The sequence below is a fragment of the Citrobacter sp. Cpo100 genome (assembly GCF_030332595.1).
Classification (GTDB): Bacteria; Pseudomonadota; Gammaproteobacteria; order Enterobacterales; family Enterobacteriaceae; genus Citrobacter; species Citrobacter portucalensis.
Map to the genome: position 1 here is coordinate 20648 of NZ_JAOWHM010000037.1, position 25840 is coordinate 46487.

Sequence of the window (25840 nt, forward strand, 5' to 3'; positions counted from 1 at the left end):
TGGGTACGAAAAAGACGACTTTTTTATCCATTTTGATGGGTTATACGCCAATAAAGCGGCTGTTCGCGGTAACAGCACGGCTGGATAAGCGTTTACGGTTTCCGGATTCACGTAAAAGCAGTACAGTGCACTGTAATAAAATTACAACCAGTGTCTGGCAAAAGCACCAGGCACTTAATTGAGGAGAATGACATGGCGGTAACGCAAACAGCCCAGGCATGTGATCTGGTCATTTTCGGCGCGAAGGGCGACCTGGCGCGACGGAAATTGCTGCCTTCCCTGTATCAACTGGAAAAGGCCGGCCAGATTAACCCGGATACCCGCATCATTGGGGTTGGGCGTGCCGACTGGGACAAAGCAGCCTATACCAAGGTTGTGCGCGAAGCGCTCGAAACCTTCATGAAAGAAAAAATTGATGAAAGTTTGTGGGAAACCCTCAGCGGTCGTCTTGAGTTTTGTAACCTGGACGTCAACGACACCGCCGCGTTTAAGCGTCTGGGCAAAATGCTGGATCAAAAATCGCGTACCACCATCAACTATTTCGCAATGCCGCCGAGCACCTTTGGCGCGATCTGCAAAGGTCTGGGTGAAGCAAAGCTGAATGCTAAGCCTGCCCGCGTGGTGATGGAAAAACCGCTGGGTACATCACTGGCAACATCCCGTGAAATCAACGATCAGGTTGGCGAGTATTTCGAAGAGTGCCAGGTTTACCGCATCGACCACTATCTCGGCAAAGAGACGGTACTGAACCTGTTGGCACTGCGTTTTGCCAACTCCCTGTTTGTGAATAACTGGGATAACCGCACTATCGACCACGTAGAAATTACCGTGGCGGAAGAAGTGGGCATTGAAGGGCGCTGGGGCTACTTTGACCAGGCCGGTCAAATGCGCGACATGATCCAGAACCACCTGCTGCAGATCCTGTGCATGATCGCGATGTCTCCGCCGTCCGATCTGAGCGCCGACAGCATCCGTGATGAAAAAGTGAAAGTACTGAAATCACTGCGTCGCATCGATCGTTCGAACGTACGTGAAAAGACAGTTCGCGGTCAGTACACCGCCGGTTTTGCCCAGGGCAAAAAAGTTCCGGGATACCTGGAAGAAGAAGGCGCGAACAAGAGCAGCAACACGGAAACGTTTGTGGCGATCCGTGTGGATATCGATAACTGGCGCTGGGCGGGCGTACCGTTCTATCTGCGTACCGGTAAACGTTTACCGACCAAGTGCTCTGAAGTGGTGGTTTACTTCAAAACGCCTGAGCTGAACCTGTTCAGAGAATCCTGGCAGGACCTGCCGCAGAACAAGCTGACTATCCGTTTGCAGCCTGATGAAGGTGTCGATATCCAGGTACTGAACAAAGTGCCGGGACTGGATCACAAACATAACCTGCAAATTACCAAACTTGACCTGAGCTACTCCGAAACCTTCAACCAAACGCATCTGGCCGACGCTTATGAGCGCCTGCTGCTTGAAACGATGCGCGGCATTCAGGCGCTGTTTGTGCGTCGAGATGAAGTTGAAGAAGCATGGAAGTGGGTCGATTCTATTACCGAAGCCTGGGCAATGGACAACGATGCACCGAAGCCGTATCAGGCCGGGACCTGGGGACCAGTTGCCTCTGTGGCCATGATTACCCGTGATGGTCGTTCCTGGAACGAATTCGAGTAAAATATCATCTAGCCCATAGGTGTTATTTTACCGGTAACATGATCTAACACAGATTGTAGAATAATTTTTGCACTTTTAAGCTCCGCGTGGATTCACCCGCGGGGCTTTTTTTATTACACTGCCTGAAACGATTTTGCCCCTGAGCTACGGCTAACAAGAGATTCAGCTGCTTTTAACCCAACTGAAACACATTGTTGATCCAACGCTCTGACAGATAAATTTTAGGAGCCTCTATGAATCCGAATTTGTTACGCGTAACAAAGCGTATTGTCGAACGTTCTCGCGACACGCGTTCCGCCTACCTTGCCCGTATTGAACAAGCGAAATCGACTACCGTTCATCGTTCACAGCTGGCGTGCGGTAACCTGGCGCATGGTTTTGCTGCCTGCCAGCCGGATGACAAGGCCTCGCTGAAAAGCATGCTGCGTAACAATATCGCGATCATTACCTCCTATAACGACATGCTTTCCGCACATCAGCCGTACGAACATTATCCGGACATCATTCGTAAAGCGCTGCATGAAGCCAATGCGGTAGGCCAGGTCGCTGGCGGTGTTCCTGCGATGTGCGACGGTGTGACCCAGGGACAGGATGGGATGGAGCTTTCGTTACTGAGTCGCGAAGTGATTGCGATGTCGGCTGCTGTCGGCCTCTCACACAATATGTTCGACGGCGCGTTATTCCTTGGCGTGTGCGACAAAATTGTCCCGGGTCTGGTGATGGCGGCACTGTCATTTGGTCATCTGCCTTCGATCTTTATTCCCTCCGGCCCGATGGCGAGCGGTCTGGCGAACAAAGAAAAAGTGCGTATCCGTCAGCTGTATGCTGAAGGCAAAGTCGATCGCATGGCGCTGCTTGAATCCGAAGCGGCGTCTTATCACGCACCGGGGACCTGTACGTTCTATGGCACGGCAAACACCAACCAGATGGTGGTGGAGTTTATGGGGATGCAACTGCCAGGGTCCTCATTCGTACACCCGGATGCCCCGCTGCGCGAAGCGTTGACCGCCGCGGCTGCTCGTCAGGTAACGCGTCTGACCGGCAACGGCAATGAATGGATGCCGATCGGTAAAATGATCGATGAAAAAGTAGTTGTGAACGGTATTGTCGCGCTGCTGGCGACCGGGGGGTCAACCAACCATACAATGCACCTGGTTGCGATGGCGCGTGCAGCCGGGATACTGATTAACTGGGACGACTTCTCCGATCTGTCCGATATCGTGCCGTTGATGGCGCGTCTGTATCCGAATGGTCCGGCAGATATTAACCACTTCCAGGCAGCGGGTGGCGTGCCGGTGTTAATGCGCGAACTGCTGAACGCGGGTCTGCTGCATGAAGATGTGAACACCGTTGCCGGGTTTGGTTTATCGCGTTACACCATGGAACCCTGGCTCAACGATGGTGAGCTGGACTGGCGCGAAGGGGCAGCGAAGTCGCTGGACAGCAATGTGATTGCTACCATCGGTAAGCCATTCTCCCATCACGGCGGTACCAAAGTGCTGAGCGGTAACCTCGGGCGTGCTGTGATGAAAACGTCGGCGGTTCCGGTAGAAAACCAGGTAATTGAAGCGCCCGCGGTTGTTTTTGAAAGTCAGCATGATGTATTGCCGGCCTTCGATGCGGGACTGCTCGACCGTGATTGCGTAGTCGTTGTGCGCCATCAGGGACCAAAAGCAAACGGAATGCCAGAATTACATAAACTCATGCCGCCACTTGGTGTATTATTGGACCGTTGTTTCAAAATTGCGTTAGTTACCGATGGACGACTTTCAGGTGCTTCAGGTAAAGTGCCTTCAGCAATCCATGTAACCCCAGAAGCCTATGATGGCGGGCTACTGGCAAAAGTACGCGATGGCGACATCATTCGTGTGAATGGACAGACAGGTGAATTGACGCTGCTGGTTGATGAAGAGGAACTTGCTTCTCGTCAGCCTCACATTCCTGACCTCAGCGCATCGCGTGTGGGCACAGGCCGTGAAATGTTCAGCGCGTTGCGTGAAAAGCTGTCCGGTGCGGAACAGGGCGCAACCTGTATCACTTTTTAAGACTTATTTTGTAATCAGGCGAGAGAAAACTCTGATGAAAAACTGGAAGACAAGTGCAGAAGCAATCCTGACCACTGGCCCGGTTGTACCGGTTATCGTGGTTAATAAACTGGAACACGCAGTGCCGATGGCAAAAGCGCTGGTTGCAGGCGGCGTGCGCGTTCTGGAAGTGACCTTACGTACCGCATGTGCGATGGATGCCATTCGCGCGATCGCAAAAGAAGTTCCGGACGCTATCGTTGGTGCAGGTACTGTACTGAATCCGCAACAGCTGGCTGAAGTAACCGAAGCCGGTGCGCAGTTTGCTATCAGCCCGGGCCTGACCGAGCCGCTGCTGAAAGCCGCAACGGAAGGCACTATTCCGCTGATCCCTGGTATCAGCACCGTGTCTGAACTGATGCTGGGTATGGACTACGGTTTGAAAGAGTTCAAATTCTTCCCTGCTGAAGCAAATGGTGGTACCAAAGCGCTGCAGGCAATTGCGGGTCCGTTCTCTCAGGTGCGTTTCTGCCCAACCGGCGGTATCTCTCCGGCGAACTACCGTGACTACCTGGCACTGAAAAGCGTGCTGTGCATCGGTGGTTCCTGGCTGGTTCCGGCGGATGCGCTGGAAGCGGGTGATTACGATCGTATTACCAAGCTGGCTCGTGAAGCAGTAGAAGGCGCGAAGCAGTAAGCCGTTAATGCGTAAACCGTAGGTCGGATACGGCATCAATGCTTTATCCGGCCTACGGGTCTGGTTTTTATCCTGCGACTTTCACCTGTGCGGCTGCGTCTTTCGCGCGTATCACCGCATCTTCAATGCTCTGTGCTGTGGCCAGCACAACGCCCAGACGACGGCTCCCTTCGATTTCCGGCTTGCCAAAGAAACGCACTTGCATACCCGCACCTACAGCGGCTTGCACGTTATCAAACGTGATATTCTGGCTGGTAAGTTGCGGCAGAATAACGGCGGAAGCAGAAGGTCCATACTGGCGGATTTCGCCAACGGGCAGACCGAGAAATGCACGTACGTGCAGGGCAAACTCAGACAGATCCTGCGAAATTAAGGTCACCATACCCGTGTCGTGAGGGCGAGGGGAGACTTCGCTGAAAATCACCTCATCACCGCAGACAAACAACTCCACGCCAAACAGTCCGTGACCGCCCAGCGCCAGTACCACCTTGCGGGCAATCTCCTGCGCGCGCGCAAGCGCCAGGTCACTCATCTGCTGCGGCTGCCAGGACTCGCGATAATCGCCATCTTCCTGGCGATGACCTACCGGCGCGCAGAAATGCACACCATCAACGGCGCTGACGGTTAGCAGGGTGATTTCAAAATCAAAATTCACTACGCCTTCGACGATAACGCGTCCGGCGCCTGCCCGGCCTCCCTGTTGAGCATAGTTCCACGCCTCGGTAAGCTGATCGGCTGAACGGATAAAGCTCTGCCCTTTGCCGGAAGAACTCATTACCGGCTTCACAATGCAGGGATAGCCGATTTCGGCAACGGCCTCACGAAATCGTGTTTCGGTGTCTGCAAAACGGAAAGATGATGTGGGTAAAGACAATTCTTCGGCGGCGAGGCGACGGATTCCTTCCCGGTTCATGGTCAGTTGGGTCGCTCGTGCGCAAGGCACAACGTGTTGACCTTCCTGTTCCAGTTTGATCAGCATATCCGTGGCAATCGCCTCTATTTCCGGCACGATGTAATGTGGTTTTTCACGTTCGACAAGCTGGCGTATTGCCTCGCCATCCAGCATGTTAATTACGTAGGAGCGATGGGCAACGTGCATGGCTGGCGCGTCGGGGTAACGATCCACGGCAATGACTTCCACACCCAGGCGTTGGCATTCAATCGCCACTTCTTTACCCAGTTCACCTGAACCTAATAACATCACTCGCGTTGCTGCGGGACGCAGCGCTGTGCCTAATAACGTCATAAATTAATCCCCTGTTTTATCTGGGCGCAGTATATACGAAAACGTTTGCGTCTGTCTTTATTACCAGGTTGATTTCAGGGCTTAAAAAGAATATACTGTACATAAATACAGGTAATTTAAGAGGCTGCAAAAATGGCGGTTGAAGTTAAATACGTAGTCATTCGGGAAGGTGAGGAAAAAATGTCGTTTACCAGCAAAAAGGAAGCCGATGCGTATGACAAAATGCTGGATACAGCAGATCTGCTCGACACATGGCTGGAGCAATCGCCGGTAGCGCTCGAAGACGAGCAGCGTGAAGCTCTTTCCCTGTGGCTGGCTGAGCAAAAAGATGTGCTGAGCGCCATTCTGAAAAACGGCAAGCTGCCTTCGCCACAGGCTGTCGAAAACGATGCACATACTGAGGATGATACTCAGGCTGCCTGAAACGACTTGCGCTCCTGACGTTTTGTACCATGCTTTTCCCTGAATCATTGTGCAATCTCTGACGTTATTTCACGTTGTCGCAGGCAACCTGAAGGACGAAGGGGAGATTAAGGAGAAAAGAATGTATAAAAAAAGAGCGTTATTGAGCCTGCTGTTATTGTCTGCCAGCGTATCGGTATTTGCGGCAAATATGGAAAGCAAGAATGTTCAGTTCCCCAAGTGCGAAGGACTGGATGCTGACGGTATTGCGGCAAGCGTGAAACGTGACTATCAGCAAAATCGCATCGCGCGCTGGGCTGACGATCAAAAACTCGTCGGGCAAGCTGACCCTGTCGCCTGGGTCAACACGCCCGATATTACGGGCAAAGACGGGAAATGGTCAGTTCCCCTGACGGTTCGCGGTAAAAGCGCGGATATTCACTATCAGGTAAAAGTCGACTGCAAAGCCGGAACGGCGGAATATCAGCCGCAGTAACTCAGGTATTTGCACATCTTTTGATGACCTGAACACTTCCTGACATCCCCTCGGGTACGCTTTGATGATTATTCGTCTGTACTTGAGGGGCAAAATGGCTAATTGGCTGAATCAACTACAATCTCTTCTTGGGCAAAAAGGATCCTCCACGTCATCTTCTGGCGAGCAAGGGCTGAGTAAACTTCTGGTTCCAGGCGCGTTAGGCGGTCTGGCAGGATTACTGGTTGCCAACAAATCTTCACGTAAATTACTGAGTAAATACGGCACCAGCGCGCTTCTGGTGGGCGGCGGCGCGGTTGCCGGTACCGTATTATGGAACAAATACAAAGATAAAGTTCGCGCTGCGCATCAGGATGAGCCGCAGTTCGGTGAACAAAGCTCACCGCTGGATGAGCGAACCGAGCGTCTGATCCTGGCGCTGGTTTTTGCGGCGAAAAGCGACGGTCATATTGATGCTAAAGAACGAGCGGCCATTGAGCAGCAGCTTCGTGAAGCGGGCGTGGAAGAGCAGGGCCGTGTTCTGATTGAACGAGCCATTGAACAACCGTTAGATCCCCAGCGCCTGGCGCAAGGGATCCGCAACGAAGAAGAAGCGCTAGAAATTTACTTCCTGAGCTGTGCGGCGATTGATATCGACCACTTTATGGAGCGTAGCTATCTCAATGCGCTAGGTGATGCGTTGAAGATCCCACAGGATGTTCGTGAAGGCATTGAACAGGATCTCAAAGAACAAAAACAGGCTTTACCGGGTTAATTACTTACCGCTAAGGCGCATGTTTCGCTTGCATCATTGCTGTCTTTTGCCACCCTTATAGGATGTTTAAGCAAAAGAACAATGACATGCTACCAAAAGCTTCTCGTATTCCCCACGCCATGACGCAGCATGGCGATACTCGTGTTGATAATTATTACTGGCTGCGAGATGACACTCGCTCGCAGCCAGAAGTGCTGGATTATCTGCAACAAGAAAATGCGTATGGCCGTCAGGTTATGGCCTCGCAGCAGGCTTTGCAGGATCGCGTCCTGAAAGAAATTATCGACCGTATCCCGCCTCAGGATGCTTCCGCCCCCTATGTGAAGAATGGTTATCGCTACCGGCATATTTATGAACCGGGGTGCGAATATGCTATTTATCAGCGTCAGTCTGCTTTCAATGAAGAGTGGGATGATTGGGATACTCTGTTGGATGGGAACCAGCGCGCGGCACACAGCGAGTTTTATACGCTGGGAGGACTGGCGATATCTCCGGATAACACCATCATGGCGCTGGCGGAAGATTATCTATCTCGCCGGCAATATGGCGTGCGTTTTCGCAACCTGCAAAGCGGCAACTGGTATCCGGAAGTGCTGGAAAACGTCGAGGCGGATCTGGTCTGGGCGAATGATTCTCAGACTTTCTATTACGTGCGCAAGCACGAAACAACGTTATTGCCGTATCAGGTGTGGCGACATACGGTCGGCTCGCCATCGTCACTGGATGAGCTGGTGTATGAAGAAGCCGATGATATGTTTTATGTCAGCCTGCATAAAACCACCTCGCTACACTATGTGGTTATTCATATCGCCAGCGCGACCACCAGTGAGGTTTTACTGCTTGACGCAGAACTGGCGGATGCCGAACCGTTGGTCTTTTTAGCGCGACGCAAAGACCATGAATACAGTCTCGATCACTATCAACACAATTTTTATCTGCGCTCCAACCGTCAGGGGAAAAATTTCGGCCTGTATCGTACCCGCGTTCGTGATGAGCAAGCCTGGGAGACGCTGATCCCTGCGCGCGACAATGTGATGCTGGAGGGCTTTACGCTATTCACTGACTGGCTGGTGGTAGAAGAGCGTCAGCGCGGCTTAACCAGCCTACGACAGATTAATCGTAAAACGCGCGAAGTGGTCGGGATCGCCTTTGACGATCCGGCTTATGTGACCTGGCTTGCCTATAATCCAGAGCCGGAGACATCGCGTCTGCGCTATGGCTATTCCTCCATGACCACCCCGGACACGTTGTTTGAACTGGATATGGACACCGGGGAACGTCGTGTGCTTAAGCAGACGGAGGTCCCCGGATTTGATGCGGCGAATTACCGTAGCGAACACCTATGGATAACCGCGCGTGATGGCACCGAGGTTCCGGTTTCGCTGGTTTATCATCAAAAGTATTTTCTGAAAGGAAAAAATCCGTTACTGGTTTATGGCTATGGATCATATGGCGCCAGCATGGATGCCGATTTCAGCAGCAGCCGTTTGAGCTTACTGGATCGTGGCTTTGTTTATGCTATTGCCCATGTGCGTGGTGGTGGTGAATTAGGACAACAGTGGTACGAGGACGGTAAGTTTCTGCACAAGAAAAATACTTTTAATGATTACCTCGACGTCTGTGATGCGTTGCTAAAAATGGGCTATGGCGCGCCTGAGTTATGTTATGGCATGGGCGGAAGCGCCGGAGGCATGTTAATGGGCGTCGCCATTAATGAACGCCCGGAACGCTTCCATGGTGTTATTGCTCAGGTGCCGTTTGTCGATGTGGTAACCACAATGCTCGATGAATCAATTCCCCTGACGACCGGTGAGTTTGAAGAGTGGGGTAATCCGCAGGACGAAGAGTATTACACCTATATGAAAAGCTACAGCCCGTATGACAATGTAACCGCGCAGGCATACCCACATCTGCTGGTCACGACGGGATTACACGATTCCCAGGTGCAATACTGGGAGCCAGCAAAATGGGTGGCAAAACTGCGTGAGCTGAAAACGGACGATCGTTTGCTGCTACTTTGCACGGATATGGATTCCGGACACGGCGGTAAATCCGGGCGTTTTAAATCTTACGAAGGCGTGGCCCTTGAGTACGCTTTTTTGATTGGACTGGCGCAGGGAACGCTGCCTGCTCAGGCGTGATCCAAATAGTGTTTTAGCGTTAATCGCAGTTCCGGGCTCATATTGTCAAGGTTATTAAATAACCAGCGCAGATAGCCCGGATCCCGTTCAGCTACTTCTGATACAGGTTTTCCGCGGTACTTACCAAAAGTGAAAGTAGTGAGTAACGCGGGACGGCCGGTAATATCGACCATTTGATCGGCTGTCCAGCCTGACGTCTGCATGATGTCGATCAGCAGTGCCGCAGTGATGTAGCAATCGTACAGGGCGCGGTGATGGTGGAGACCCGCTGGCGTCTGGACGCTCAGCTTGCGCGATTTATATAGCGCCATGTTGCTGTATTTGATCCCCGGCCACAACCGACGGGAGAGCTTCATGGTGCAAATCCATTCCCCGGGCATATCGGGCAATACGCGGCGGTCAAAGCTGGCATTGTGCGCCACGTACCACTCGCTGCCGTAATACTGCGGGATGACGTCTTCAATCCATGGCTTATCGGCCACCATTGCTTCAGTAATGCGATGGATAGCCATCGCCTGTGGGCTGATGGGGCGGTCAGGGCGTACCAGGTGGCTCATGGGGTTGACTATTTTTCCGTCAACCACGTCGACAGAAGCAATTTCAACAATGCCTCCCTGTAGACCACAGGTTTCTGTATCTATTATGCGCAACATGCCATGCTCCTGACCCAAAACGACTAGCGTAATGGAATGATATCACCTTGCCAACCCCGTGGCGTGCGTTGGCCGGTTAACAGCAACGAACCGCTGTCTGCGCGAACAATCAATCGACCTCGTTCATCCCATAACGCACTGCTACCCCGCGCATTGGCCATTAATACCGCGATGGCGAATTTATGTGAGAAACTTTGTAGACGAGATGTAGAGGAGAGCAGTTCCGGTTCACTGACTGACTGGCAGCTGGTGAACAGCGAATAAGCCGGGTCGATATCAATGCCTTCCGGTTGGCTATCTACAACGCTGATGGCATTTCGCTGTCTGGCAATACAAGCCCCGTGGCTCTGATGGAAGGTTAATGGCGAAGTCATCCAGGGAGAGAAAAGCGCAATGCCTTTCACGAACCGGTTGTTATGTTCTACCGGTAGTCCCGCAATTATCGTCATGCGATAAGTCGCGGCGGCATGTGCGAGAGGTTCTAACAGCGCTTCATCGGGTGGGGCAGGAAGCGCGTCATTCTCATCAACACAACCCAGCAATGAGAGGGAAGGGAAGACCAGCAATTCACATTGGCATTGAGCTGCCGCATGAATGAATTGCAGGTGATGCGCGACATGTTCGGTAACTGAGGTGTGAAGAGGTTCGTATTGTGCTGCTGCGATTTTCCAGTATGACATAATGATTTCCTTTTCATAGTGTCTACAACCATCCTTAATGTGTGGATTAAGAATATGCTTATACTGTAGCAGGCGTCATGTAAGGAATCGTAACGTAATATAAGTTTTATTTAACTTTAGGCTCGTATGGTAAACGTGAAAGCGAAACGGATGCCAGGCGGTGCGCGATGAGTCTTTCGCGGAACCAGTCGCGTAAATGCTCTGGCTGTTCGCGTTCAACAACTTCTGCAACAACGGGCATATTGTATCGCTCCTTAAATGCCACTCCAGCCGCAGCCAGATCGACATTGACCTTATCCATTTCCGCTTGCTCAAGTTTGGCCAGATTGATGTTCATGGGCTTCTCCTTTTCTCTGTCTTTCGGCGCGCAAAGTTACTAAGAGTGTGCGTTAATGGCAAGACAGAAATGATGATTCTCGACTCGACCATTGTAGAAGGTTATTCTCTACAGGTTAGACATAACAAAAAGGAATAGTTGAAATGGCTTCATCTGCATCTATGCTTCGCAACGCGCTCATCGTACTCGCCAGCGTTCTGGCAACACCTGCGGCATTGGCGCATGCCCACCTCACAAAACAAAGTCCGGCGGCTAACGCTGAAGTGGCGGCATCTCCTCAGGCGTTGACGCTGAATTTTTCTGAAGGCGTAGAGCCGGGATTCAGCGGTGCAACGCTGACCGGTCCTAACAAAGAACAGATCAAAACGGGCAAGGCATCGCGCAGTGAGCAGGACAAAACGCAGCTGATTGTTCCGCTTGATCAAACGCTTGAAGCAGGAAAATATACGGTCGACTGGCACGTTGTTTCCGTGGATGGTCACAAGACGAAGGGGCAATATACCTTTAGCGTGAAATAACCAATGCTGGCATTTACCTGGGTTGCGCTACGGTTTATCCATTTTACCGCTTTGATGCTGGTGTTTGGCTGTGCGCTTTATGGCGCATGGCTGGCCCCCGTTTCGGTTCGTCGTTTAATGATGCGTCGTTTTTTACGTCTGCAACGGCATGCTGCAACGTGGAGCTTTATCAGCGCGACGCTGATGCTGGCGATTCAGGGTGGGTTAATGGGCTCAGGCTGGCGGGATGTTGTCTCTCCAGATGTTTGGCTCGCCGTGTTGCAAACGCAATTTGGCGGCGTCTGGTTATGGCAGATTATCCTCGCGTTGGTCACGCTGGTGGTGACTATCATGGTGCCGCGCAGTATGCCACGACTGCTGTTAATGCTGACAATTGCGCAGTTTATTTTGCTGGCTGGCGTCGGACATGCGACGCTGCACAGCGGTATCCCTGGCGCAATCCAGCAGGTTAACCACGCCTTACATTTGGTATGCGCTGCCGCCTGGTTCGGCGGTTTGCTGCCCGTACTTTACTGTATGCGAATGGCGCAAGGTCGCTGGCGGGAACAGGCCATCAGTACCATGATGCGCTTCTCACGCTATGGGCATCTTTTCGTTATCGGTGTTTTACTAACCGGTATTATGAATGCGCTGTTTATTGTCGGTTTTTCTGTTCCCTGGCACATGGCTTACGGGCGACTGCTTTTGTTAAAAGGTGCCCTGGTCATGTTAATGGTGGCGATTGCGCTGGTGAATCGGTATGTTCTGGTACCACGCATGCGGCAGGATAACCGCGGCATGACTCTCTATTTTATTTGGATGACCAAGCTGGAATGGGGTATAGGAGCCGTTGTGCTGGCGATTGTCAGCTTGTTTGCAACCCTTGAACCTTTCTGATTGATGGACTGGCGAAACGCATGAAAAAAATCATTATCTCTTTATTACTCCTGGCAAGTACCGGAGCCGCGCTGGCTGCGCCGCAGGTCATTACCGTCAGCCGTTTTGAGGTTGGCAAAGATAAGTGGGCGTTTAATCGGGAAGAGGTGATGCTGACCTGCCGTCCAGGTAACGCGCTGTATGTCATCAATCCCAGTACGCTGGTGCAATACCCGTTGAATGATGTCGCCAGACAGCAGGTGGAGAGCGGAAAAGTCACGGCAAAGCCGATCGAGATTATCCAGATCGATGATCCTGCGAAACCGGGCGAAAAAATGAGCCTGGCACCGTTTGTAGAGCGTGCAGAAAAGCTCTGCTAATTGCCAGATGTAGCGCTCTGATTTCCAATAAAAAACCGCAAGGATCTCGCAGGAGAACTTGCGGTTTTCGCGTTTGGATGCGTAACAGACGTCCTTTTTTTCCGGCCACTTTAGTCGCGGACTGGAAAACCTGGCGCTGTCATCTATTCTTAAATGGCAGGGTAACTTAGCCTGCATTAATGCCAACTTTTAGCGCACGGCTCTCTCCCAAGAGCCATTTCCCTGGACCGAATACAGGAATCGTATTCGGTCTCTTTTTATCGGGCTTTAATTTCAGTTACTTAGGACTCCACGTCCGAAAATGTCCGAAATTTGTCCGAATTCAAATATTCGGTCTTTATTCGTTATACCACACCATTTTTAACATTCACAATTCATTTACGAAGAAAAATTAGATCAGCACATACTCTTTTTTTCTCGTATCAAGATACTTCTCAGTCATTTTTTCTGACTTGTGCCCCAGCAGTTTTTGCGCAAAATCCTTCCCGAATTCCTTCTCATACATCCTTCCCGCCAGACTCCGTATTTCATGAAATGAAGGTGGGTTTTCTGAAAACTTTAAACCAGAAAAATTTCGTGCTTTCACAAAACCTTTTGTCAGACTGTCCAGGTTTATGCTTCCGTCTTCGCTGTTTTTTCTGATCCCGGGGCTTATCAAAAAATCGCATCGACTGACAAGCCGGCAGCGATCGATGATGGTCGACAGCTTCAGGCCGGATGCTTTCAACGTCAGTGAAAGTGGGATAGCCAGGCAAGACCCGGTTTTTTGTTGTTCGATGTACAGTCGTTCATCTTTAATGTCACTGAAGCGCATCCGGGCGACGTCTTCACGTCGCTGACCGGTGACCAGGGCGAGATCCATCGCCAGGCCGAACCATGCTGGCATGCGCTCTGCACCAGCACGAACGGCCACAAACATTTCATATTCCAGGCGCTCGCGCAGCACTTTAATTTTCGGTGCTCGAGTTGGGTCCACAGGATTGGAATCAACACGTCCTTCCACAACGGCCTCACGGAAAACATCAGACAGTACTGATCGCATGGTTCCTGCCATCGTTGTTTTGCCGCACTCCGTCCAGCGATCAATAAACTCAGCCACATCTCGGGTGGTTATGCTGGCCAGTATCATTACGCCAAAGTATTCTCTAATGGTCGCCAGCTGCCCGGCGCGAACTTTGTAAGTATTGGTCGCCAGCTTGCGTCGTTGCAGGATAATTTCGTACCGATCGAGCCAGCTGGCCATGGTGTATTCATTAGTACCTTTCAGTTGTTCGAGTAGGGCGATTGGAGTGTAATTTTTATCGATGTGGTGATTTGCTTCAATGGCCTGGGCGATCGCTTCCCTGCGCGAAATTTTACCCAGAGATATCTCTTTTCCGTCGACGGGATTGCGCCAGGAATATGACTTCCTGGCTTTACGATAGGTCAGATTCTTAGGCAAATTAGCGTCATACTTGTCCGGCCTCGCCATCGATAATCCTCTCTATCAATCGCCCTTTTAACGGGTGTCTTCTTTGGTTTGTGTTGATCGTTTTACAATATTTATTTGGTCGGATAAAAACCGCATCCGGCCTAACGCGATACTGGGTGCCTTCCTTCTCTGGCGCTGGGTAGATATTCCCGTTTCGCGCCCATTTCCTTAGCGTTCCTATTGGTGGCGGTACTTCATATCTGAGTTCCGCCCAGCGTTCGAGTGATACAAGTTTCACTTTCACCTCGATAGCCAACCATTACGATACGCGCAACAGCTGGCACTGGTTGATATTCAATAATCAGTTTGCGGTCAGACGTTGCCAGATAGCAGAGACGTATTTGACCTGATGTCTGGCGTCAGAAAGTGCATTGTGCATGCCGCCTTCAAATGGGATGTCGAAGCGCGGGTTGATACCGACAGATTTACCCAGTTCAACCATGGTCCTTACGTCCCTGTCATTCCAGAACGGAACAGCGAAGGGAGTCTCTGTTAATGCATATGCGCGGCGGAGAATGACGTTATCAAACGAGCATCCATTACCCCACAGCTGAACAGTGTGACTACCGTTAGCAGCATTTTCAGCAATGAAGTCAGCCAGTAGTTCAAGGGTTTCACGCAGCCCCATGGCCTCATCAACCAGAATTGCAGAGCGGGCTTCAGATGATTGTTTCAACCACCACTGAATTGTTGACGCATCCGGTTTCATGCCAAACGACATCGATGATTCAAGACTGACAACCTGGTAAAATTCGGCACCAGTGTTACCAGTTGAAGGATCAAAATATACGGCGCCGATAGAGACTATTGGTGCATCAGGACCGCTGCCCATAGTTTCCAAATCAACCATCAGGTGAGTATAAAAAGCGTTCAGGTGATCCGTATCTATATGGTGAACGGGTTCATTATTCAGGGACGCTTGAGGCTCACCAGTTGCATCAGTGCTTTCAACTGGCAAAGCTGCTGCTTCGCCCTGAGGCACATCAGGATTGGCTTTGATTTCGCTGTTGTCAGTTTTTTCCATCTGCACATCGTTGGTGGTTTCCTCGGTATTGGCTTGATGTAATTTTTCTTCGACGGCGCGCTGGCGTACCTGGTCTACGACAGAAAGCGCTGGCGCCGGCTGGTTACCCATCAGGCCATCAATGGAGAAAACACCGTTGCCCATGTTGGCGATTTCTGGTTGCTCGGCTATTGCCTTCTGTTCAGCTGTGGACTTCTCTTTAATCTCGTTTTCCCAGCTTTTTTCTGGTACGTGACCGGCTGCCGCCAGGGTTTCTTCAGTTGGGTGCTGGTGGTCGGTTTCAGTCAGGTTTTTGTTGATGTAACGGCTCAGCAGTTCCGGGAAATGGTGAGTGTTTTCTTCTGCACTACGAATAAGCGCGAAAATAGCTGCGCGGGAATAATCCAGGATGCCAGCGCGTTTGCGCAGGGCGGCGGACCACTCTTTGAACGGACTTTCGTTTTTAGAAATGATCTCTTTTGCACGACGGAAAACGCCACCAGGAATATCGTAGATGTTGAAATCCATTGGAAGTGTGGCCAGCGCAATATCAATGTCCAGAGTATCCAGCGTGTGGACAAGCTGCGGGTTGCGATCGGTCTTATTGCCTCCACCAGCGTTGGTTCCGGAGTCAGTGCGCTGAATCTGCGACACACGATTGCCCTTACACCACTCTTTAACCAGCAGCCCACGGTCAATGTGTTCAGTGTTGAACCAGGCCTTAAAGAACTGAATGACGGTGACCAGTTCAACTCGTTTTCCATCAACCGGAAAAACGGTTTTCAGCGCGCTGACAATCTTCCAGATATCGATCTCTGGCGCTTTCCTGAATGGTTCTACATTCTCGGCGGCAAGCAGCAGGTTCTGCACATAGCTGTTATCCACATCCAGTTCGAGTTCCTGAATAGTTTTCTTCTGCTCAGTATCAATATGGTAAGCATATTCTTCAGAAATAAACTGAGCTAAGAGGCGCTGGCGTAGCGGCAGAGTCGCAACGGTAATAAGCTCTGGCGTTACAGGTGGAGTGTCATGTTCATCACCCGCAACTCGTGCTTTCTTATTATTAACCCACTCCTGAACGATAAGATCCCGCTTTTCTGGTTCTTCAATCCATTCGGTAATAAATTGCTCAAATGAAGCAACGGTATAGACCTGCTCACGGTCAAAAACTTCTTTTATTGCATTTGCCAGCTTCCACTCAACATGAGCAGAAAGCTCTTTCACCGCCGGTACATTCGCAACGGCCAGTAACAGGTTTTGTACATAGAGATCATTTTCGTCCAGTACCATTTGTCCGATCTGGATGTGCTGCGCTTCGCTGATTTCCTTCTCTTCAGTGTCATTGACCAGGTGCGCAATCAGTCGCTGAGACAGGCGCAGGCGAGATATGGGGCGGAGCAACGCGGGTGCATCGCTGGTGGGTACATTGGCACTGGTGGTTTCAGGTTTTTGCTGGCAGGAAGTCTCCTGATTTTCATTATCAGGCTTCTGTTTCAGTTGCCACGTTTGTTGGTCTTCTGCCAGTTCGTAGCGATCGCACCATGTGTCATCAAGTGTGCTTTCCTCAGGAAGATCGTTAACAACAAACCAGTTGGTGCGGACAGGTAATTGATAGTCGGCGCCACGACCGACGGCAATACCGTTGTCTTCGAGAATATTGAGGATTTCGCGTTCTGCACGGGAATCTGATTTCGCAGAGAACCAGCAAAACAGGTTTTTTGCCTCAGTTGCTTTTGCTTTGGCTTTAATAAGATACGCATACGTTAACATTGCGTTCGGGCTCCATAGGATTGTAAGATACCCGGCAGCTGATGATCGCCGCCTAAGGTAGTGGTTATTGGTCAAAACTCGTTCCGGAAAGCTTTGGTCGGCTGACCGGGTACTTAACCCGCCTTGCGCGGGTTTTGTGCTTTATGGGGTAGGGGATTTTCCCTGCGCCAGCTGTGCGACGGGGACCCACTCCAGAGCATTCAGCACGGGCTCAAATGAATCAGGCGTGTGAGTAACGGCGCGAACGACGTCAGCCACGCTGGGGTTTGCTTTGCTAAGGTGGTACCCGCCACCAGCGCCACGCTGGCTGGTGACGATTTCACTGCTGCGCAGCTTCGAGAAAATCTGCTCGAGGTAAGACACAGACAGCTTTGATTCTTTACTGATAGATGCGATGGAAACCGGACTGCCGTTGTAAATCCTGTTGAGGATGGCAACGACCTGAACAGAAGCCACCACGCGTTTCATTCCAAACTCCATCATGCATCCTTTGCCGGTTCGCGACCGTATCCCGGGTTATCGTTTAAGGCGTCATTCAGAACCTGCATTGCCTCATTATGTGGGAGAGTCAGAGCAAGTTTGATCGCCGTTCCAAGAGCTTCAGCCGCACATTCAAACTTACGAGCGAGCCTGGCTGTTTCATCAACTTGTTCACCCATCGCTTCCATTTCAAAGTTGTGCTCAGTCCAGATTTCATCCACCACATCACTTTCAACTTCTTCACGTAATGCTTCTTTTACTTCCAGAACAGGCAAAACCCCGATTAATGCCTCGGCTGGTGCGCTGCTGAAGCGCAATGCCAGATCGTTAGCTGACATAAAAACCTCCGGAAAAAAGCCCGCCACGGGACGGGCAAAGAACACTTTTCCAATTTAACCAGAACAGGTCTTCGTCTCCTGTTTGGTTACGATGGTGGTATTACCATCACAATGCCCTGTGCACCGGGCATGAGGCTGGCAACAGCCATTGGTCAAACTCGTTATGAACGAACAGCAGTCTGTTGGTCGGCAGACGGGTCGCCCTTCTGGGCAAGCGTGTAGCAAATCAGTCGAATGATTACTTCAATGCGATTTAGATGTACGGCCTGACACCGCACTGGTTTACGTGCGAAATCGATCATGGATTTATCCTCTTGTGTTGCCCTTGTCGCCAGGCTGGCGGAACGTTGAACCTGCTGCGTGTTAATGCCTGTCATCTCATCCGGTGATTCGTATGCCGCCGGCAGCTACTTCGTGGGCGTCCTGCCTCGATGACGTTTTCGATAGAATGATTAAATCATTGGTTTAATGTTTGTGTCAATCATCAATTGATGTAGAGGCAAACATTTGCTTTATCAGTCGTGAAAAACTAAGGGGAGGGAGGTTCTGACAAAAGGGCGAAAAAAAACCGGCAAACGCCGGTTTCAATGGATGGGAATAAACTCTTAGTTCACATCGTTAGCCTTAAAACGACCACGAAGATATTTCTCCACGTAATCATCAATTTCCTTTAACCGCAGTGCAAAGGTATCGATCATTCGCTCTTGCTCTGCCTCTGGTAGCTGCCTAAACAAGTTAAGCATTTTGCTCTCGTTAGGCTTGAGACCTGAATCTTCTGATACTTTCTCACCTAACAACCAAGTAACGGACACGTTGGCGGCTTCCGCAATTGCTATGGCGGACTTCTTACTGATAACTCCCTTCTTAAACCACCCATTCACAGCTTGAGGCGTAACTCCTGCAATGCGAGCCATATCAGCTTTGCTGATCCCTCTTTGAGTAATTTCTTCTAAGCGGGCTACCAGTTGGTTATTGAGATCGTCAGTGTTTTTCATACACCCATTGTAAATGTTTGGTTTATAGTCACAATAAATTTAAAGTTTGCAATTGATGTAAACCTATGGTTTATTACTCCCAATTTAAAAAGGAGATAGTTATGACAGCCATTGATAACGCAATTCGACTAGCTGGCTCGGCCAATAAATTAGCTTGCACGATTGGTGTAAGCGGAATGGCAGTAAGTCAGTGGAAAGCAAAAGGTACTGTTCCTTCGTCACGGGTACTTCAAGTCTTTAGCGCTACAGGGGTTACCCCCCACGAACTTAGACCCGACTTATACCCAAATCCAACGGATGGATTACCTAAGGAGTGACCATGCAAACCATCTCTTTTAAAAACCATACCCCGACGATGGTGAGAACTCAGAAAACAAAAAATCAGTTTTCTGTTTGTCGCCGGGATTGGATGAAGTGCAAAAAAATCTGGGTCGCCGTTCGTGAATGGGAATCGACATTACCAGGACAGGCACAGGAACGGATCGCTCAGCTGGTGGCTGAAGAGTGGGCCAAAGTAGATGGCCGTGGAATTGCTGTTAATAAACAGAATTTATTCCGATATCTGAAAAACGAGGGCGGTTCGGAAAAGTACACGGCTTACGTTATGCAACTGTCAGGTTCAATTATTGCTGCTATGCCAGTTCAGATTGCCAGAAAGCACGGATTAAGTAATGCGAGCACAGAAGCAGAGCTGGTGGCGAACGCTATCAAAGAATGCAGTGAGGCACACCATGCGAAATTAATTGGCGCGCCATTACAAAAGCTCGAGAAGGAAATTCGTGAGGCGGCAATCGCATTATTCAACATGTTACCTGCTGATGCGGCGGGACCACTACTGGCGAGCATAAGCGCCGTAGCGCCGCAATTGTTTTAATCGAGTTTTGACCAATGACCATTATTACTGCAACTCGCGGGGTGAAGTATGCCTAATCCTTTGGCTAAGGCCATGCCTAAGAGTAAGGCTAGTAACGAGCCTTACCGTAAGGTGAAGATCACCATGTGGGATGATCCTAAGTTTCGAGCCTTATCACCACTCCCGCCAAGTGGGCAGAGTCTGTTTATTTACCTGCTTACGGGTCCATTCACAGGGATTATTCCCGGGCTGTATAAGGCGGGAAGGGCGGCTATGGCCGAAGAATTAAACTGGGATGTCGAAGCCTTCGACTTAGCCTTAGGCGAAGCCATAGCGTTAGGTATGGTGGAAGCCGACCTTAAAGCCAGAGTTTTTTGGTTGCCTAACGCGGTGAAACATAACCCGCCAGCATCAGTGAACGTGATCAAATCATGGGCAAGATCGTTTGAATTACTGCCTGAATGTTCACTGAAAGATAAAGCATATGAAGCTCTCAAAGCCGCCTGCTACGGGGTTTCTGACGCTATGGGGACGGCTTTTGATAAGGCTTTCGCCTTGCCTAAGGATAAGGCTAAGTCTTTGGCTAAACCTTTGCCATCAGGTATCCAGAAAGCAGTAAGCAGTAAACAGATCTTAAACCCCTCTCTTAACGCGGGCGCGATGAAAAATCCGAATGGGGATGTACTGCCATCCCCGGCCATGCCCCGATACCTGGACGGTGTTGATGAACCGATCGGGAAATTCAGCATGACAGATAGCTGGCTTCCCTCCAGAGACTTCCGACAGCGCGCTGCATCGTGGGGTATCTCCCTGCCTGAACCAGATTACCTTCTGACTGAACTCGCAGAATTCACCGCGTATTGGGAGTCGGAAGGGAAAGTTTTTACACAAATCCAGTGGGAACAAAAATTTGCCCGACATGTAGCCCGGGTTAGAACGCAGGTAAAACCAGAAACCGGAGGTAACAGTCATGTGGGAGCAGGATCCGAACCAACAGCATCCCGGGCAGTTCAGCAAATTCAGTCAGCACACGCAGAGTGGCGCCGCAGGAATGGACTTGATGGCGACGGAAACAGCCTGGCGACTGTGGCAGGTCATGGGGGAGGTGTATTCGAACCGATGGACCCAGAAAAACGGGGCGGAGCCTTCGCCTATCTGGATAGCCCAGATAGGTTCGATGACTGAACCTCAAATTCGGCTGGTCTGTCAGCAGTGCATGGAGCGCTGCGCGATGGGAAATACATGGCCGCCTGACTTGGCTGAGTTTGTTTCTCTGGTTTCAGAGAGTGGGGCGAATCCATTCGGACTGACATCGGAGCAGGTTATGACGGAATACCGGCGCTGGCGCAATGAGTCATATCGGTATTCAGGAAGCGATAAATATCCATGGCCTCAGCCCGTGCTGTATCACATCTGCATCGAAATGCGCAGAACGGGCGTTGAACGACAAATGACAGAGGGGGAACTGAAACGACTGGCGGAAAAGTTACTTACGAAGTGGTCGAAGCATGTTGGTAACGGACTAAGTGTGCCACCAATTCGACGTCAACTGGCGGCGCCGCACCATCCGGCGGGACCAACGCCAGCGCAACTACTGATGGATGAATACAGGCGTCGAAAAGCGGCAGGGTTAACGAATTGAAGAATAAACAAATTGTAAACACGAAATGAAATTCACGTAACTATCATATTTGAATTTTCGAATATGATAGTTGACGGCACTCAACTATTGCAGGAAACTACGGAGAGAATTCAGGAGATTAAAATGGTTGAACTAACTTCTCTACAACTTTTCAAAAATCTCTCAGATGAAACCCGGTTGGGTATCGTGTTATTGCTTAGAGAGATGGGAGAGTTGTGCGTGTGCGATCTCTGCACTGCGCTGGAACAATCTCAGCCCAAGATCTCCCGCCATCTGGCGATGCTTCGGGAAAGTGGATTATTGCTGGATCGCAAGCAGGGGAAATGGGTTCATTACCGCTTATCCCCGCATATTCCTTCCTGGGCTGCTCAGATTATTGAGCAGGCCTGGTTAAGCCAACAGGACGACGTTCAGGCCATCGCCCGTAAGCTGGCTTCAGCCAACTGCTCTGGTAGCGGGAAGGCTGTCTGCATCTAAAAAATTTGCCTGAACATATATGTTTTTTCAAATGTGAGGTATTGAAATGAAAACGTTAACGGTATTTGACCCAGCGATGTGTTGCAGCACCGGAGTCTGCGGTACAGATGTTGATCAGGCTCTGGTCGATTTTTCTGCGGATGTACAATGGCTCAAACAACGTGGTGTACAAATTGAGCGTTTCAATCTCGCACAACAACCGATGAGCTTTGTACAGAACGAGAAGGTCAAAGCGTTTATAGAGGCTTCCGGGGCAGAAGGTTTGCCATTGTTGTTACTGGATGGCGAAACAGTGATGGCTGGGCGTTATCCGAAACGCGCTGAGCTGGCTCGCTGGTTTGGCATTCCACTGGAGAAAGTGGGATTAGCGCCAACAATCTGCTGTGGTGGTAATACTTCTTGTTGTTAAGTATGTCAGGAGGACATATGAACTTCTTACAGAATATCCCCCCTTATCTGTTTTTTACTGGTAAAGGAGGCGTTGGTAAAACCTCTATTTCATGCGCCACGGCGATCCGTCTGGCAGAACAGGGGAAACGGGTGCTGCTGGTCAGTACCGATCCGGCCTCAAACGTAGGTCAGGTGTTTGGACAGACGATTGGCAATACCATTCAGCCAGTAGCTTCTGTTCCAGGATTATCGGCACTTGAGATTGATCCTCAGGCCGCTGCACAACAGTACCGGGCCAGAATCGTTGACCCCATTAAAGGCATCCTGCCTGATGACGTCGTTTCCAGCATCAACGAACAACTGTCGGGGGCATGCACAACAGAGATTGCGGCTTTTGATGAATTTACCGGATTACTGACAGATGCTTCTCTACTGACCCGGTTTGACCATATCATTTTTGATACCGCACCGACGGGTCATACCATTCGCCTTCTCCAGTTGCCAGGTGCCTGGAGTAGCTTTATTGATAGCAATCCCGAGGGTGCGTCCTGCCTCGGCCCGATGGCCGGTCTGGAAAAACAGCGTGAACAGTATGCCCAGGCTGTTGAAGCATTATCTGATCCAGCACGTACCCGACTGGTTCTGGTTGCTCGTCTGCAAAAATCCACGTTGCAGGAAGTTGCCCGGACTCATCTGGAGCTTGCCGCCATCGGTCTTAAAAATCAGTACCTGGTCATCAACGGCGTTCTGCCCAAAACTGAAGCAGCAAACGATACACTGGCTGCGGCAATATGGGACCGTGAACAGGAGGCGCTGTCCAATCTTCCCTCTGATCTTTCCGGTCTGCCAACTGACACGTTATTCCTCCAGCCGGTCAATATGGTCGGCGTGTCTGCACTCAGCGGACTTCTCTCCACTCAGCCTATAGAGGCGTCATTCTCTGAAGAATACATTCAACAGCGCCCTGACATTCCGTCACTTTCTGCGTTGGTCGATGATATTGCCCGTAATGAGCATGGCCTGATCATGCTGATGGGTAAAGGTGGTGTAGGGAAAACCACGATGGCGGCTGCCATTGCTGTCAGACTGGCCGAAATGGGATTTGATGTCCATCTGACAACATCTGATCCTGCAGCGCATCTCAGCACAACCCTCAACGGCAGCCTCAACAATCTGCAGGTCAGCAGGATCGATCCTCTCGAGGAAACTGAACGCTATCGTCAGCATGTTCTTGAGACGAAGGGAAAAGAACTGGACGATGCGGGAAAACGCCTGCTGGAAGAGGACTTACGCTCACCCTGCACCGAGGAAATTGCGGTATTCCAGGCCTTTTCACGGGTGATTCGCGAGGCGGGTAAGCGCTTCGTGGTGATGGATACGGCACCGACCGGACACACGCTCTTGCTGCTTGATGCCACCGGGGCATATCACCGCGAGATTGCCAGAAAAATGGGGGAAAAAGGCCATTTCACCACACCGATGATGCAACTGCAGGACCCGGAGCGAACCAAAGTGTTACTGGTCACGCTACCGGAAACCACGCCGGTACTTGAGGCGGCAAATTTACAGGCCGACCTTGAACGTGCAGGAATTCACCCCTGGGGCTGGATTATCAATAACAGCCTTTCCATCGCGGATACCCGTTCACCGCTGCTCCGCTTGCGAGCGCAGCAGGAACGTCCGCAGATCGAGAGCGTTAAAAATCTACATGCCAGCCGTGTAGCACTTGTACCCGTACTGGCGTCAGAACCAACCGGCATCGATAAACTCAAACAACTCGCGGGTTAGTTATTACCATCATTCGGGGCAGCATTGCTGCCCTTTCAGGAGGTTATATGTTACTGGCAGGAGCCATTTTTATCCTGACCATCATATTGGTTATCTGGCAGCCAAAGGGATTAGGGATTGGCTGGAGCGCCACGCTGGGGGCCGTACTGGCTCTGGCATCGGGTGTGATTCACATTGCTGATATTCCGGTGGTGTGGAATATCGTCTGGAACGCGACGGCAACATTTATCGCCGTTATTATCATCAGTCTGTTGCTTGATGAGTCAGGCTTTTTCGAATGGGCAGCGCTGCACGTTTCTCGCTGGGGGAACGGTCGTGGCCGCCTTCTGTTTACGTATATCGTTCTGCTCGGCGCGGCAGTCGCGGCACTGTTTGCCAACGATGGCGCGGCACTTATTCTGACGCCGATTGTTATCGCTATGCTCCTGGCGCTTGGCTTCAGTAAAAGCACCACACTTGCTTTCGTGATGGCCGCAGGGTTTATTGCCGATACCGCCAGCTTGCCGCTTATCGTATCGAACCTGGTCAATATCGTTTCGGCTGATTTCTTCAAACTGGGATTCACGGAATATGCCTCGGTAATGGTGCCGGTGGATATCGCCGCCATCGTCGCCACTCTGGTGATGCTGCATCTATTTTTCCGCAAAGATATCCCGCCCACTTATGATATTGCACGACTGAAAGAGCCCGCAAAAGCCATCAAAGATCTGGCAACATTCAGAACAGGTTGGATTGTATTAATTCTTTTATTAGTGGGCTTTTTTGTACTCGAACCACTGGGTATTCCGGTCAGTGCCATTGCAGCAGTAGGGGCAGCAATCCTGTTTGCTGTGGCAAAAAAAGGTCACGGCATTAACACCGGTAAAGTGTTGCGTGGGGCACCATGGCAGATCGTGATCTTCTCGCTGGGAATGTATCTGGTGGTCTATGGGCTGCGTAACGCAGGGCTGACAGAATATTTGTCTGACGTGCTGAACTTACTCGCAGATAAAGGCCTGTGGGCAGCCACGCTGGGAACGGGATTCCTGACCGCATTCCTCTCTTCTATCATGAATAACATGCCTACCGTATTGATTGGCGCATTGTCGATTGATGGCAGTACCGCGTCGGGCGTTATCAAAGAAGCAATGATTTATGCCAACGTCATTGGCTGCGATCTGGGGCCGAAAATTACCCCTATTGGTAGCCTGGCAACGCTGCTCTGGCTACACGTACTTTCACAGAAGAATATGACCATCACCTGGGGATACTATTTCCGCACCGGGATCGTCATGACTCTGCCTGTGCTGTTTGTAACGCTGGCCGCGCTGGCGCTACGTCTCTCTTTCACTTTGTAATGAGATACTGATATGAGCAACATCACCATTTATCACAACCCAGCCTGCGGCACATCGCGTAACACGCTGGAGATGATCCGCAACAGCGGTAATGAGCCGACCGTTATTCTTTACCTTGAGACTCCACCTTCACGCGATGAGCTGGTCAAACTCATTGCTGATATGGGCATTTCCGTCCGGGCGTTACTACGTAAGAACGTCGAGCCATATGAGGAACTGGGTCTTGCCGAAGATAAATTTACTGACGACCAGTTAATTAACTTTATGTTGCAGCATCCGATCCTGATTAATCGCCCCATCGTTGTAACACCGCTGGGAACCAAACTGTGCCGTCCTTCTGAAGTTGTTCTGGATATCCTTCCTGATGCTCAGAAAGGGGCTTTCGCCAAGGAAGATGGCGAGAAAGTCGTTGATGATGCAGGCAAAAAATTGAAATAAGCGACAG

General features: G+C 50.7%; 30 protein-coding genes. 19 read left to right on the top strand and 11 right to left on the bottom strand.

Translation table 11 applies throughout. The annotated features are described in order from the left end of the window. Window positions 1-192 precede the first annotated feature (192 nt). From zwf to kdgA, 3 genes are all read left to right on the top strand, one after another. A complete protein-coding gene (gene zwf, locus OGX96_RS15610; RefSeq protein ID WP_003833817.1) occupies window positions 193-1668 on the top strand; it encodes a glucose-6-phosphate dehydrogenase in 1476 nt (491 codons plus the stop codon). A gap of 233 nt (window positions 1669-1901) precedes the next feature. After that, window positions 1902-3713 carry a phosphogluconate dehydratase gene (edd, locus tag OGX96_RS15615; protein WP_167820033.1) on the top strand — a complete coding sequence of 604 codons (1812 nt, stop codon included), beginning with the start codon at window positions 1902-1904 and terminating at the stop codon, window positions 3711-3713. Window positions 3714-3747: 34 nt separating this feature from the next. After that, window positions 3748-4389 carry a bifunctional 4-hydroxy-2-oxoglutarate aldolase/2-dehydro-3-deoxy-phosphogluconate aldolase gene (kdgA, locus tag OGX96_RS15620; protein ID WP_003034901.1) on the top strand — a complete coding sequence of 214 codons (642 nt, stop codon included), beginning with the start codon at window positions 3748-3750 and terminating at the stop codon, window positions 4387-4389. A gap of 67 nt (window positions 4390-4456) precedes the next feature. Here the strand turns inward: kdgA and purT are convergent, their stop codons facing one another. After that, window positions 4457-5635: a formate-dependent phosphoribosylglycinamide formyltransferase gene (gene purT, locus OGX96_RS15625; protein WP_198802427.1), complete on the bottom strand. Its 1179-nt coding sequence runs from the start codon at window positions 5633-5635 to the stop codon at window positions 4457-4459. A gap of 132 nt (window positions 5636-5767) precedes the next feature. Here purT and yebG point away from each other — a divergent pair, with 132 nt between their 5' ends. The 4 genes from yebG to ptrB all read left to right on the top strand — a co-directional run bounded on the left by yebG (window position 5768) and on the right by ptrB (window position 9428). After that, window positions 5768-6058, top strand: a complete 291-nt coding sequence (gene yebG, locus OGX96_RS15630; protein WP_032943780.1) for a DNA damage-inducible protein YebG — start codon at window positions 5768-5770, stop codon at window positions 6056-6058. 121 nt (window positions 6059-6179) lie between these two features. Next, a complete protein-coding gene (yebF, locus tag OGX96_RS15635) occupies window positions 6180-6533 on the top strand; it encodes a protein YebF (protein WP_020996626.1) in 354 nt (117 codons plus the stop codon). A gap of 94 nt (window positions 6534-6627) precedes the next feature. Further along, a complete protein-coding gene (locus OGX96_RS15640) occupies window positions 6628-7287 on the top strand; it encodes a tellurite resistance TerB family protein (protein WP_191215686.1) in 660 nt (219 codons plus the stop codon). 86 nt (window positions 7288-7373) lie between these two features. Beyond that, the gene (gene ptrB / locus OGX96_RS15645; protein ID WP_174771466.1) at window positions 7374-9428 is read left to right on the top strand and encodes an oligopeptidase B; all 2055 of its coding nucleotides are present in this window, start codon (window positions 7374-7376) and stop codon (window positions 9426-9428) included. On the opposite strand, the gene exoX is transcribed toward ptrB, so the two are convergent. From exoX to OGX96_RS15660, 3 genes are all read right to left on the bottom strand, one after another. Continuing rightward, a complete protein-coding gene (gene exoX, locus OGX96_RS15650) occupies window positions 9419-10081 on the bottom strand; it encodes an exodeoxyribonuclease X (protein WP_003833802.1) in 663 nt (220 codons plus the stop codon). The two genes, ptrB and exoX, sit on opposite strands and share 10 nt — an antisense overlap. Before the next feature lie 23 nt (window positions 10082-10104). Beyond that, window positions 10105-10761, bottom strand: coding sequence for a carbon-nitrogen hydrolase family protein (locus tag OGX96_RS15655; protein WP_008785043.1), 657 nt, complete (start codon window positions 10759-10761; stop codon window positions 10105-10107). A 106-nt stretch (window positions 10762-10867) separates the two neighbouring features. Then, a complete protein-coding gene (locus tag OGX96_RS15660; RefSeq protein ID WP_003034925.1) occupies window positions 10868-11098 on the bottom strand; it encodes a DNA polymerase III subunit theta in 231 nt (76 codons plus the stop codon). A gap of 143 nt (window positions 11099-11241) precedes the next feature. On the opposite strand from OGX96_RS15660, the gene yobA reads away from it, so the two are divergent. From yobA to OGX96_RS15675, 3 genes are read left to right on the top strand one after another with little or no spacing between them, the layout of a single operon-like run. After that, complete coding sequence (gene yobA / locus OGX96_RS15665) at window positions 11242-11616, top strand: CopC domain-containing protein YobA (protein ID WP_003833799.1); 375 nt, start codon at window positions 11242-11244, stop codon at window positions 11614-11616. A 3-nt stretch (window positions 11617-11619) separates the two neighbouring features. Next, window positions 11620-12492: a copper homeostasis membrane protein CopD gene (copD, locus tag OGX96_RS15670; RefSeq protein WP_032943772.1), complete on the top strand. Its 873-nt coding sequence runs from the start codon at window positions 11620-11622 to the stop codon at window positions 12490-12492. A 20-nt stretch (window positions 12493-12512) separates the two neighbouring features. Then, on the top strand, window positions 12513-12851 hold the full coding sequence (locus OGX96_RS15675) for a YebY family protein (protein ID WP_167820031.1): 339 nt from the start codon (window positions 12513-12515) through the stop codon (window positions 12849-12851). Between the two features lie 391 nt (window positions 12852-13242). Here the strand turns inward: OGX96_RS15675 and OGX96_RS15680 are convergent, their stop codons facing one another. From OGX96_RS15680 to OGX96_RS15710, 7 genes are all read right to left on the bottom strand, one after another. After that, window positions 13243-14322, bottom strand: coding sequence for a tyrosine-type recombinase/integrase (locus OGX96_RS15680; RefSeq protein ID WP_286583552.1), 1080 nt, complete (start codon window positions 14320-14322; stop codon window positions 13243-13245). Then, complete coding sequence (locus tag OGX96_RS15685) at window positions 14300-14566, bottom strand: excisionase (protein ID WP_353622033.1); 267 nt, start codon at window positions 14564-14566, stop codon at window positions 14300-14302. Before OGX96_RS15685 ends, OGX96_RS15680 begins: the two co-directional genes overlap by 23 nt. Window positions 14567-14623: 57 nt before the next feature. Then, a complete protein-coding gene (locus OGX96_RS15690) occupies window positions 14624-17095 on the bottom strand; it encodes a 3'-5' exonuclease (protein ID WP_286583556.1) in 2472 nt (823 codons plus the stop codon). Window positions 17096-17236: 141 nt separating this feature from the next. Beyond that, entirely contained in the window at window positions 17237-17563 is a 327-nt protein-coding gene (locus OGX96_RS15695; RefSeq protein WP_032944383.1) for an RrF2 family transcriptional regulator, read from the bottom strand. A gap of 11 nt (window positions 17564-17574) precedes the next feature. After that, entirely contained in the window at window positions 17575-17913 is a 339-nt protein-coding gene (locus OGX96_RS15700; RefSeq protein WP_139239836.1) for a hypothetical protein, read from the bottom strand. 161 nt (window positions 17914-18074) lie between these two features. Beyond that, window positions 18075-18290, bottom strand: a complete 216-nt coding sequence (locus OGX96_RS15705) for a hypothetical protein (protein WP_048235613.1) — start codon at window positions 18288-18290, stop codon at window positions 18075-18077. Window positions 18291-18518: 228 nt separating this feature from the next. After that, window positions 18519-18908, bottom strand: coding sequence for a helix-turn-helix domain-containing protein (locus OGX96_RS15710; RefSeq protein WP_032949520.1), 390 nt, complete (start codon window positions 18906-18908; stop codon window positions 18519-18521). 101 nt (window positions 18909-19009) lie between these two features. Between OGX96_RS15710 and OGX96_RS15715 the strand changes: the two genes are divergently transcribed. The 9 genes from OGX96_RS15715 (at window position 19010) to arsC (ending at window position 25833) form a co-directional block, all read left to right on the top strand. Then, entirely contained in the window at window positions 19010-19225 is a 216-nt protein-coding gene (locus OGX96_RS15715) for a transcriptional regulator (RefSeq protein ID WP_032949519.1), read from the top strand. A gap of 2 nt (window positions 19226-19227) precedes the next feature. After that, window positions 19228-19782, top strand: coding sequence for a toxin YdaT family protein (locus tag OGX96_RS15720; protein WP_048235612.1), 555 nt, complete (start codon window positions 19228-19230; stop codon window positions 19780-19782). A gap of 252 nt (window positions 19783-20034) precedes the next feature. Then, window positions 20035-20946 carry a DnaT-like ssDNA-binding domain-containing protein gene (locus OGX96_RS15725; RefSeq protein ID WP_048236453.1) on the top strand — a complete coding sequence of 304 codons (912 nt, stop codon included), beginning with the start codon at window positions 20035-20037 and terminating at the stop codon, window positions 20944-20946. Then, the gene (locus OGX96_RS15730) at window positions 20858-21403 is read left to right on the top strand and encodes a replication protein P (RefSeq protein ID WP_135912879.1); all 546 of its coding nucleotides are present in this window, start codon (window positions 20858-20860) and stop codon (window positions 21401-21403) included. The genes OGX96_RS15725 and OGX96_RS15730 overlap by 89 nt, the downstream gene beginning before the upstream one ends. 123 nt (window positions 21404-21526) lie before the next feature. Continuing rightward, window positions 21527-21880 (top strand): As(III)-sensing metalloregulatory transcriptional repressor ArsR, encoded by a 354-nt coding sequence (gene arsR, locus OGX96_RS15735; protein ID WP_044711237.1) that lies wholly within the window; start codon window positions 21527-21529, stop codon window positions 21878-21880. Window positions 21881-21926: 46 nt separating this feature from the next. After that, window positions 21927-22289 (top strand): arsenite efflux transporter metallochaperone ArsD, encoded by a 363-nt coding sequence (arsD, locus tag OGX96_RS15740; protein ID WP_044711234.1) that lies wholly within the window; start codon window positions 21927-21929, stop codon window positions 22287-22289. 17 nt (window positions 22290-22306) lie between these two features. After that, window positions 22307-24058, top strand: a complete 1752-nt coding sequence (gene arsA, locus OGX96_RS15745) for an arsenite efflux transporter ATPase subunit ArsA (protein ID WP_048235610.1) — start codon at window positions 22307-22309, stop codon at window positions 24056-24058. A 47-nt stretch (window positions 24059-24105) separates the two neighbouring features. Beyond that, window positions 24106-25395, top strand: coding sequence for an arsenite efflux transporter membrane subunit ArsB (gene arsB, locus OGX96_RS15750; RefSeq protein ID WP_044711231.1), 1290 nt, complete (start codon window positions 24106-24108; stop codon window positions 25393-25395). A gap of 12 nt (window positions 25396-25407) precedes the next feature. Continuing rightward, window positions 25408-25833, top strand: coding sequence for a glutaredoxin-dependent arsenate reductase (gene arsC, locus OGX96_RS15755; RefSeq protein ID WP_038641366.1), 426 nt, complete (start codon window positions 25408-25410; stop codon window positions 25831-25833). Window positions 25834-25840: the final 7 nt, after the last annotated feature.

Coding starts and splice junctions, on each gene's coding strand:
- zwf (WP_003833817.1), top strand. CDS start 193: ATGGCGGTAACGCAAACAGCCCAGGCATGTGATCTGGTCATTTTCGGC.
- edd (WP_167820033.1), top strand. CDS start 1,902: ATGAATCCGAATTTGTTACGCGTAACAAAGCGTATTGTCGAACGTTCT.
- kdgA (WP_003034901.1), top strand. CDS start 3,748: ATGAAAAACTGGAAGACAAGTGCAGAAGCAATCCTGACCACTGGCCCG.
- purT (WP_198802427.1), bottom strand. CDS start 5,635: ATGACGTTATTAGGCACAGCGCTGCGTCCCGCAGCAACGCGAGTGATG.
- yebG (WP_032943780.1), top strand. CDS start 5,768: ATGGCGGTTGAAGTTAAATACGTAGTCATTCGGGAAGGTGAGGAAAAA.
- yebF (WP_020996626.1), top strand. CDS start 6,180: ATGTATAAAAAAAGAGCGTTATTGAGCCTGCTGTTATTGTCTGCCAGC.
- OGX96_RS15640 (WP_191215686.1), top strand. CDS start 6,628: ATGGCTAATTGGCTGAATCAACTACAATCTCTTCTTGGGCAAAAAGGA.
- ptrB (WP_174771466.1), top strand. CDS start 7,374: ATGCTACCAAAAGCTTCTCGTATTCCCCACGCCATGACGCAGCATGGC.
- exoX (WP_003833802.1), bottom strand. CDS start 10,081: ATGTTGCGCATAATAGATACAGAAACCTGTGGTCTACAGGGAGGCATT.
- OGX96_RS15655 (WP_008785043.1), bottom strand. CDS start 10,761: ATGTCATACTGGAAAATCGCAGCAGCACAATACGAACCTCTTCACACC.
- OGX96_RS15660 (WP_003034925.1), bottom strand. CDS start 11,098: ATGAACATCAATCTGGCCAAACTTGAGCAAGCGGAAATGGATAAGGTC.
- yobA (WP_003833799.1), top strand. CDS start 11,242: ATGGCTTCATCTGCATCTATGCTTCGCAACGCGCTCATCGTACTCGCC.
- copD (WP_032943772.1), top strand. CDS start 11,620: ATGCTGGCATTTACCTGGGTTGCGCTACGGTTTATCCATTTTACCGCT.
- OGX96_RS15675 (WP_167820031.1), top strand. CDS start 12,513: ATGAAAAAAATCATTATCTCTTTATTACTCCTGGCAAGTACCGGAGCC.
- OGX96_RS15680 (WP_286583552.1), bottom strand. CDS start 14,322: ATGGCGAGGCCGGACAAGTATGACGCTAATTTGCCTAAGAATCTGACC.
- OGX96_RS15690 (WP_286583556.1), bottom strand. CDS start 17,095: ATGTTAACGTATGCGTATCTTATTAAAGCCAAAGCAAAAGCAACTGAG.
- OGX96_RS15695 (WP_032944383.1), bottom strand. CDS start 17,563: ATGAAACGCGTGGTGGCTTCTGTTCAGGTCGTTGCCATCCTCAACAGG.
- OGX96_RS15700 (WP_139239836.1), bottom strand. CDS start 17,913: ATGTCAGCTAACGATCTGGCATTGCGCTTCAGCAGCGCACCAGCCGAG.
- OGX96_RS15705 (WP_048235613.1), bottom strand. CDS start 18,290: ATGACAGGCATTAACACGCAGCAGGTTCAACGTTCCGCCAGCCTGGCG.
- OGX96_RS15710 (WP_032949520.1), bottom strand. CDS start 18,908: ATGAAAAACACTGACGATCTCAATAACCAACTGGTAGCCCGCTTAGAA.
- OGX96_RS15715 (WP_032949519.1), top strand. CDS start 19,010: ATGACAGCCATTGATAACGCAATTCGACTAGCTGGCTCGGCCAATAAA.
- OGX96_RS15720 (WP_048235612.1), top strand. CDS start 19,228: ATGCAAACCATCTCTTTTAAAAACCATACCCCGACGATGGTGAGAACT.
- OGX96_RS15725 (WP_048236453.1), top strand. CDS start 20,035: ATGGCCGAAGAATTAAACTGGGATGTCGAAGCCTTCGACTTAGCCTTA.
- OGX96_RS15730 (WP_135912879.1), top strand. CDS start 20,858: ATGGGGGAGGTGTATTCGAACCGATGGACCCAGAAAAACGGGGCGGAG.
- arsR (WP_044711237.1), top strand. CDS start 21,527: ATGGTTGAACTAACTTCTCTACAACTTTTCAAAAATCTCTCAGATGAA.
- arsD (WP_044711234.1), top strand. CDS start 21,927: ATGAAAACGTTAACGGTATTTGACCCAGCGATGTGTTGCAGCACCGGA.
- arsA (WP_048235610.1), top strand. CDS start 22,307: ATGAACTTCTTACAGAATATCCCCCCTTATCTGTTTTTTACTGGTAAA.
- arsB (WP_044711231.1), top strand. CDS start 24,106: ATGTTACTGGCAGGAGCCATTTTTATCCTGACCATCATATTGGTTATC.
- arsC (WP_038641366.1), top strand. CDS start 25,408: ATGAGCAACATCACCATTTATCACAACCCAGCCTGCGGCACATCGCGT.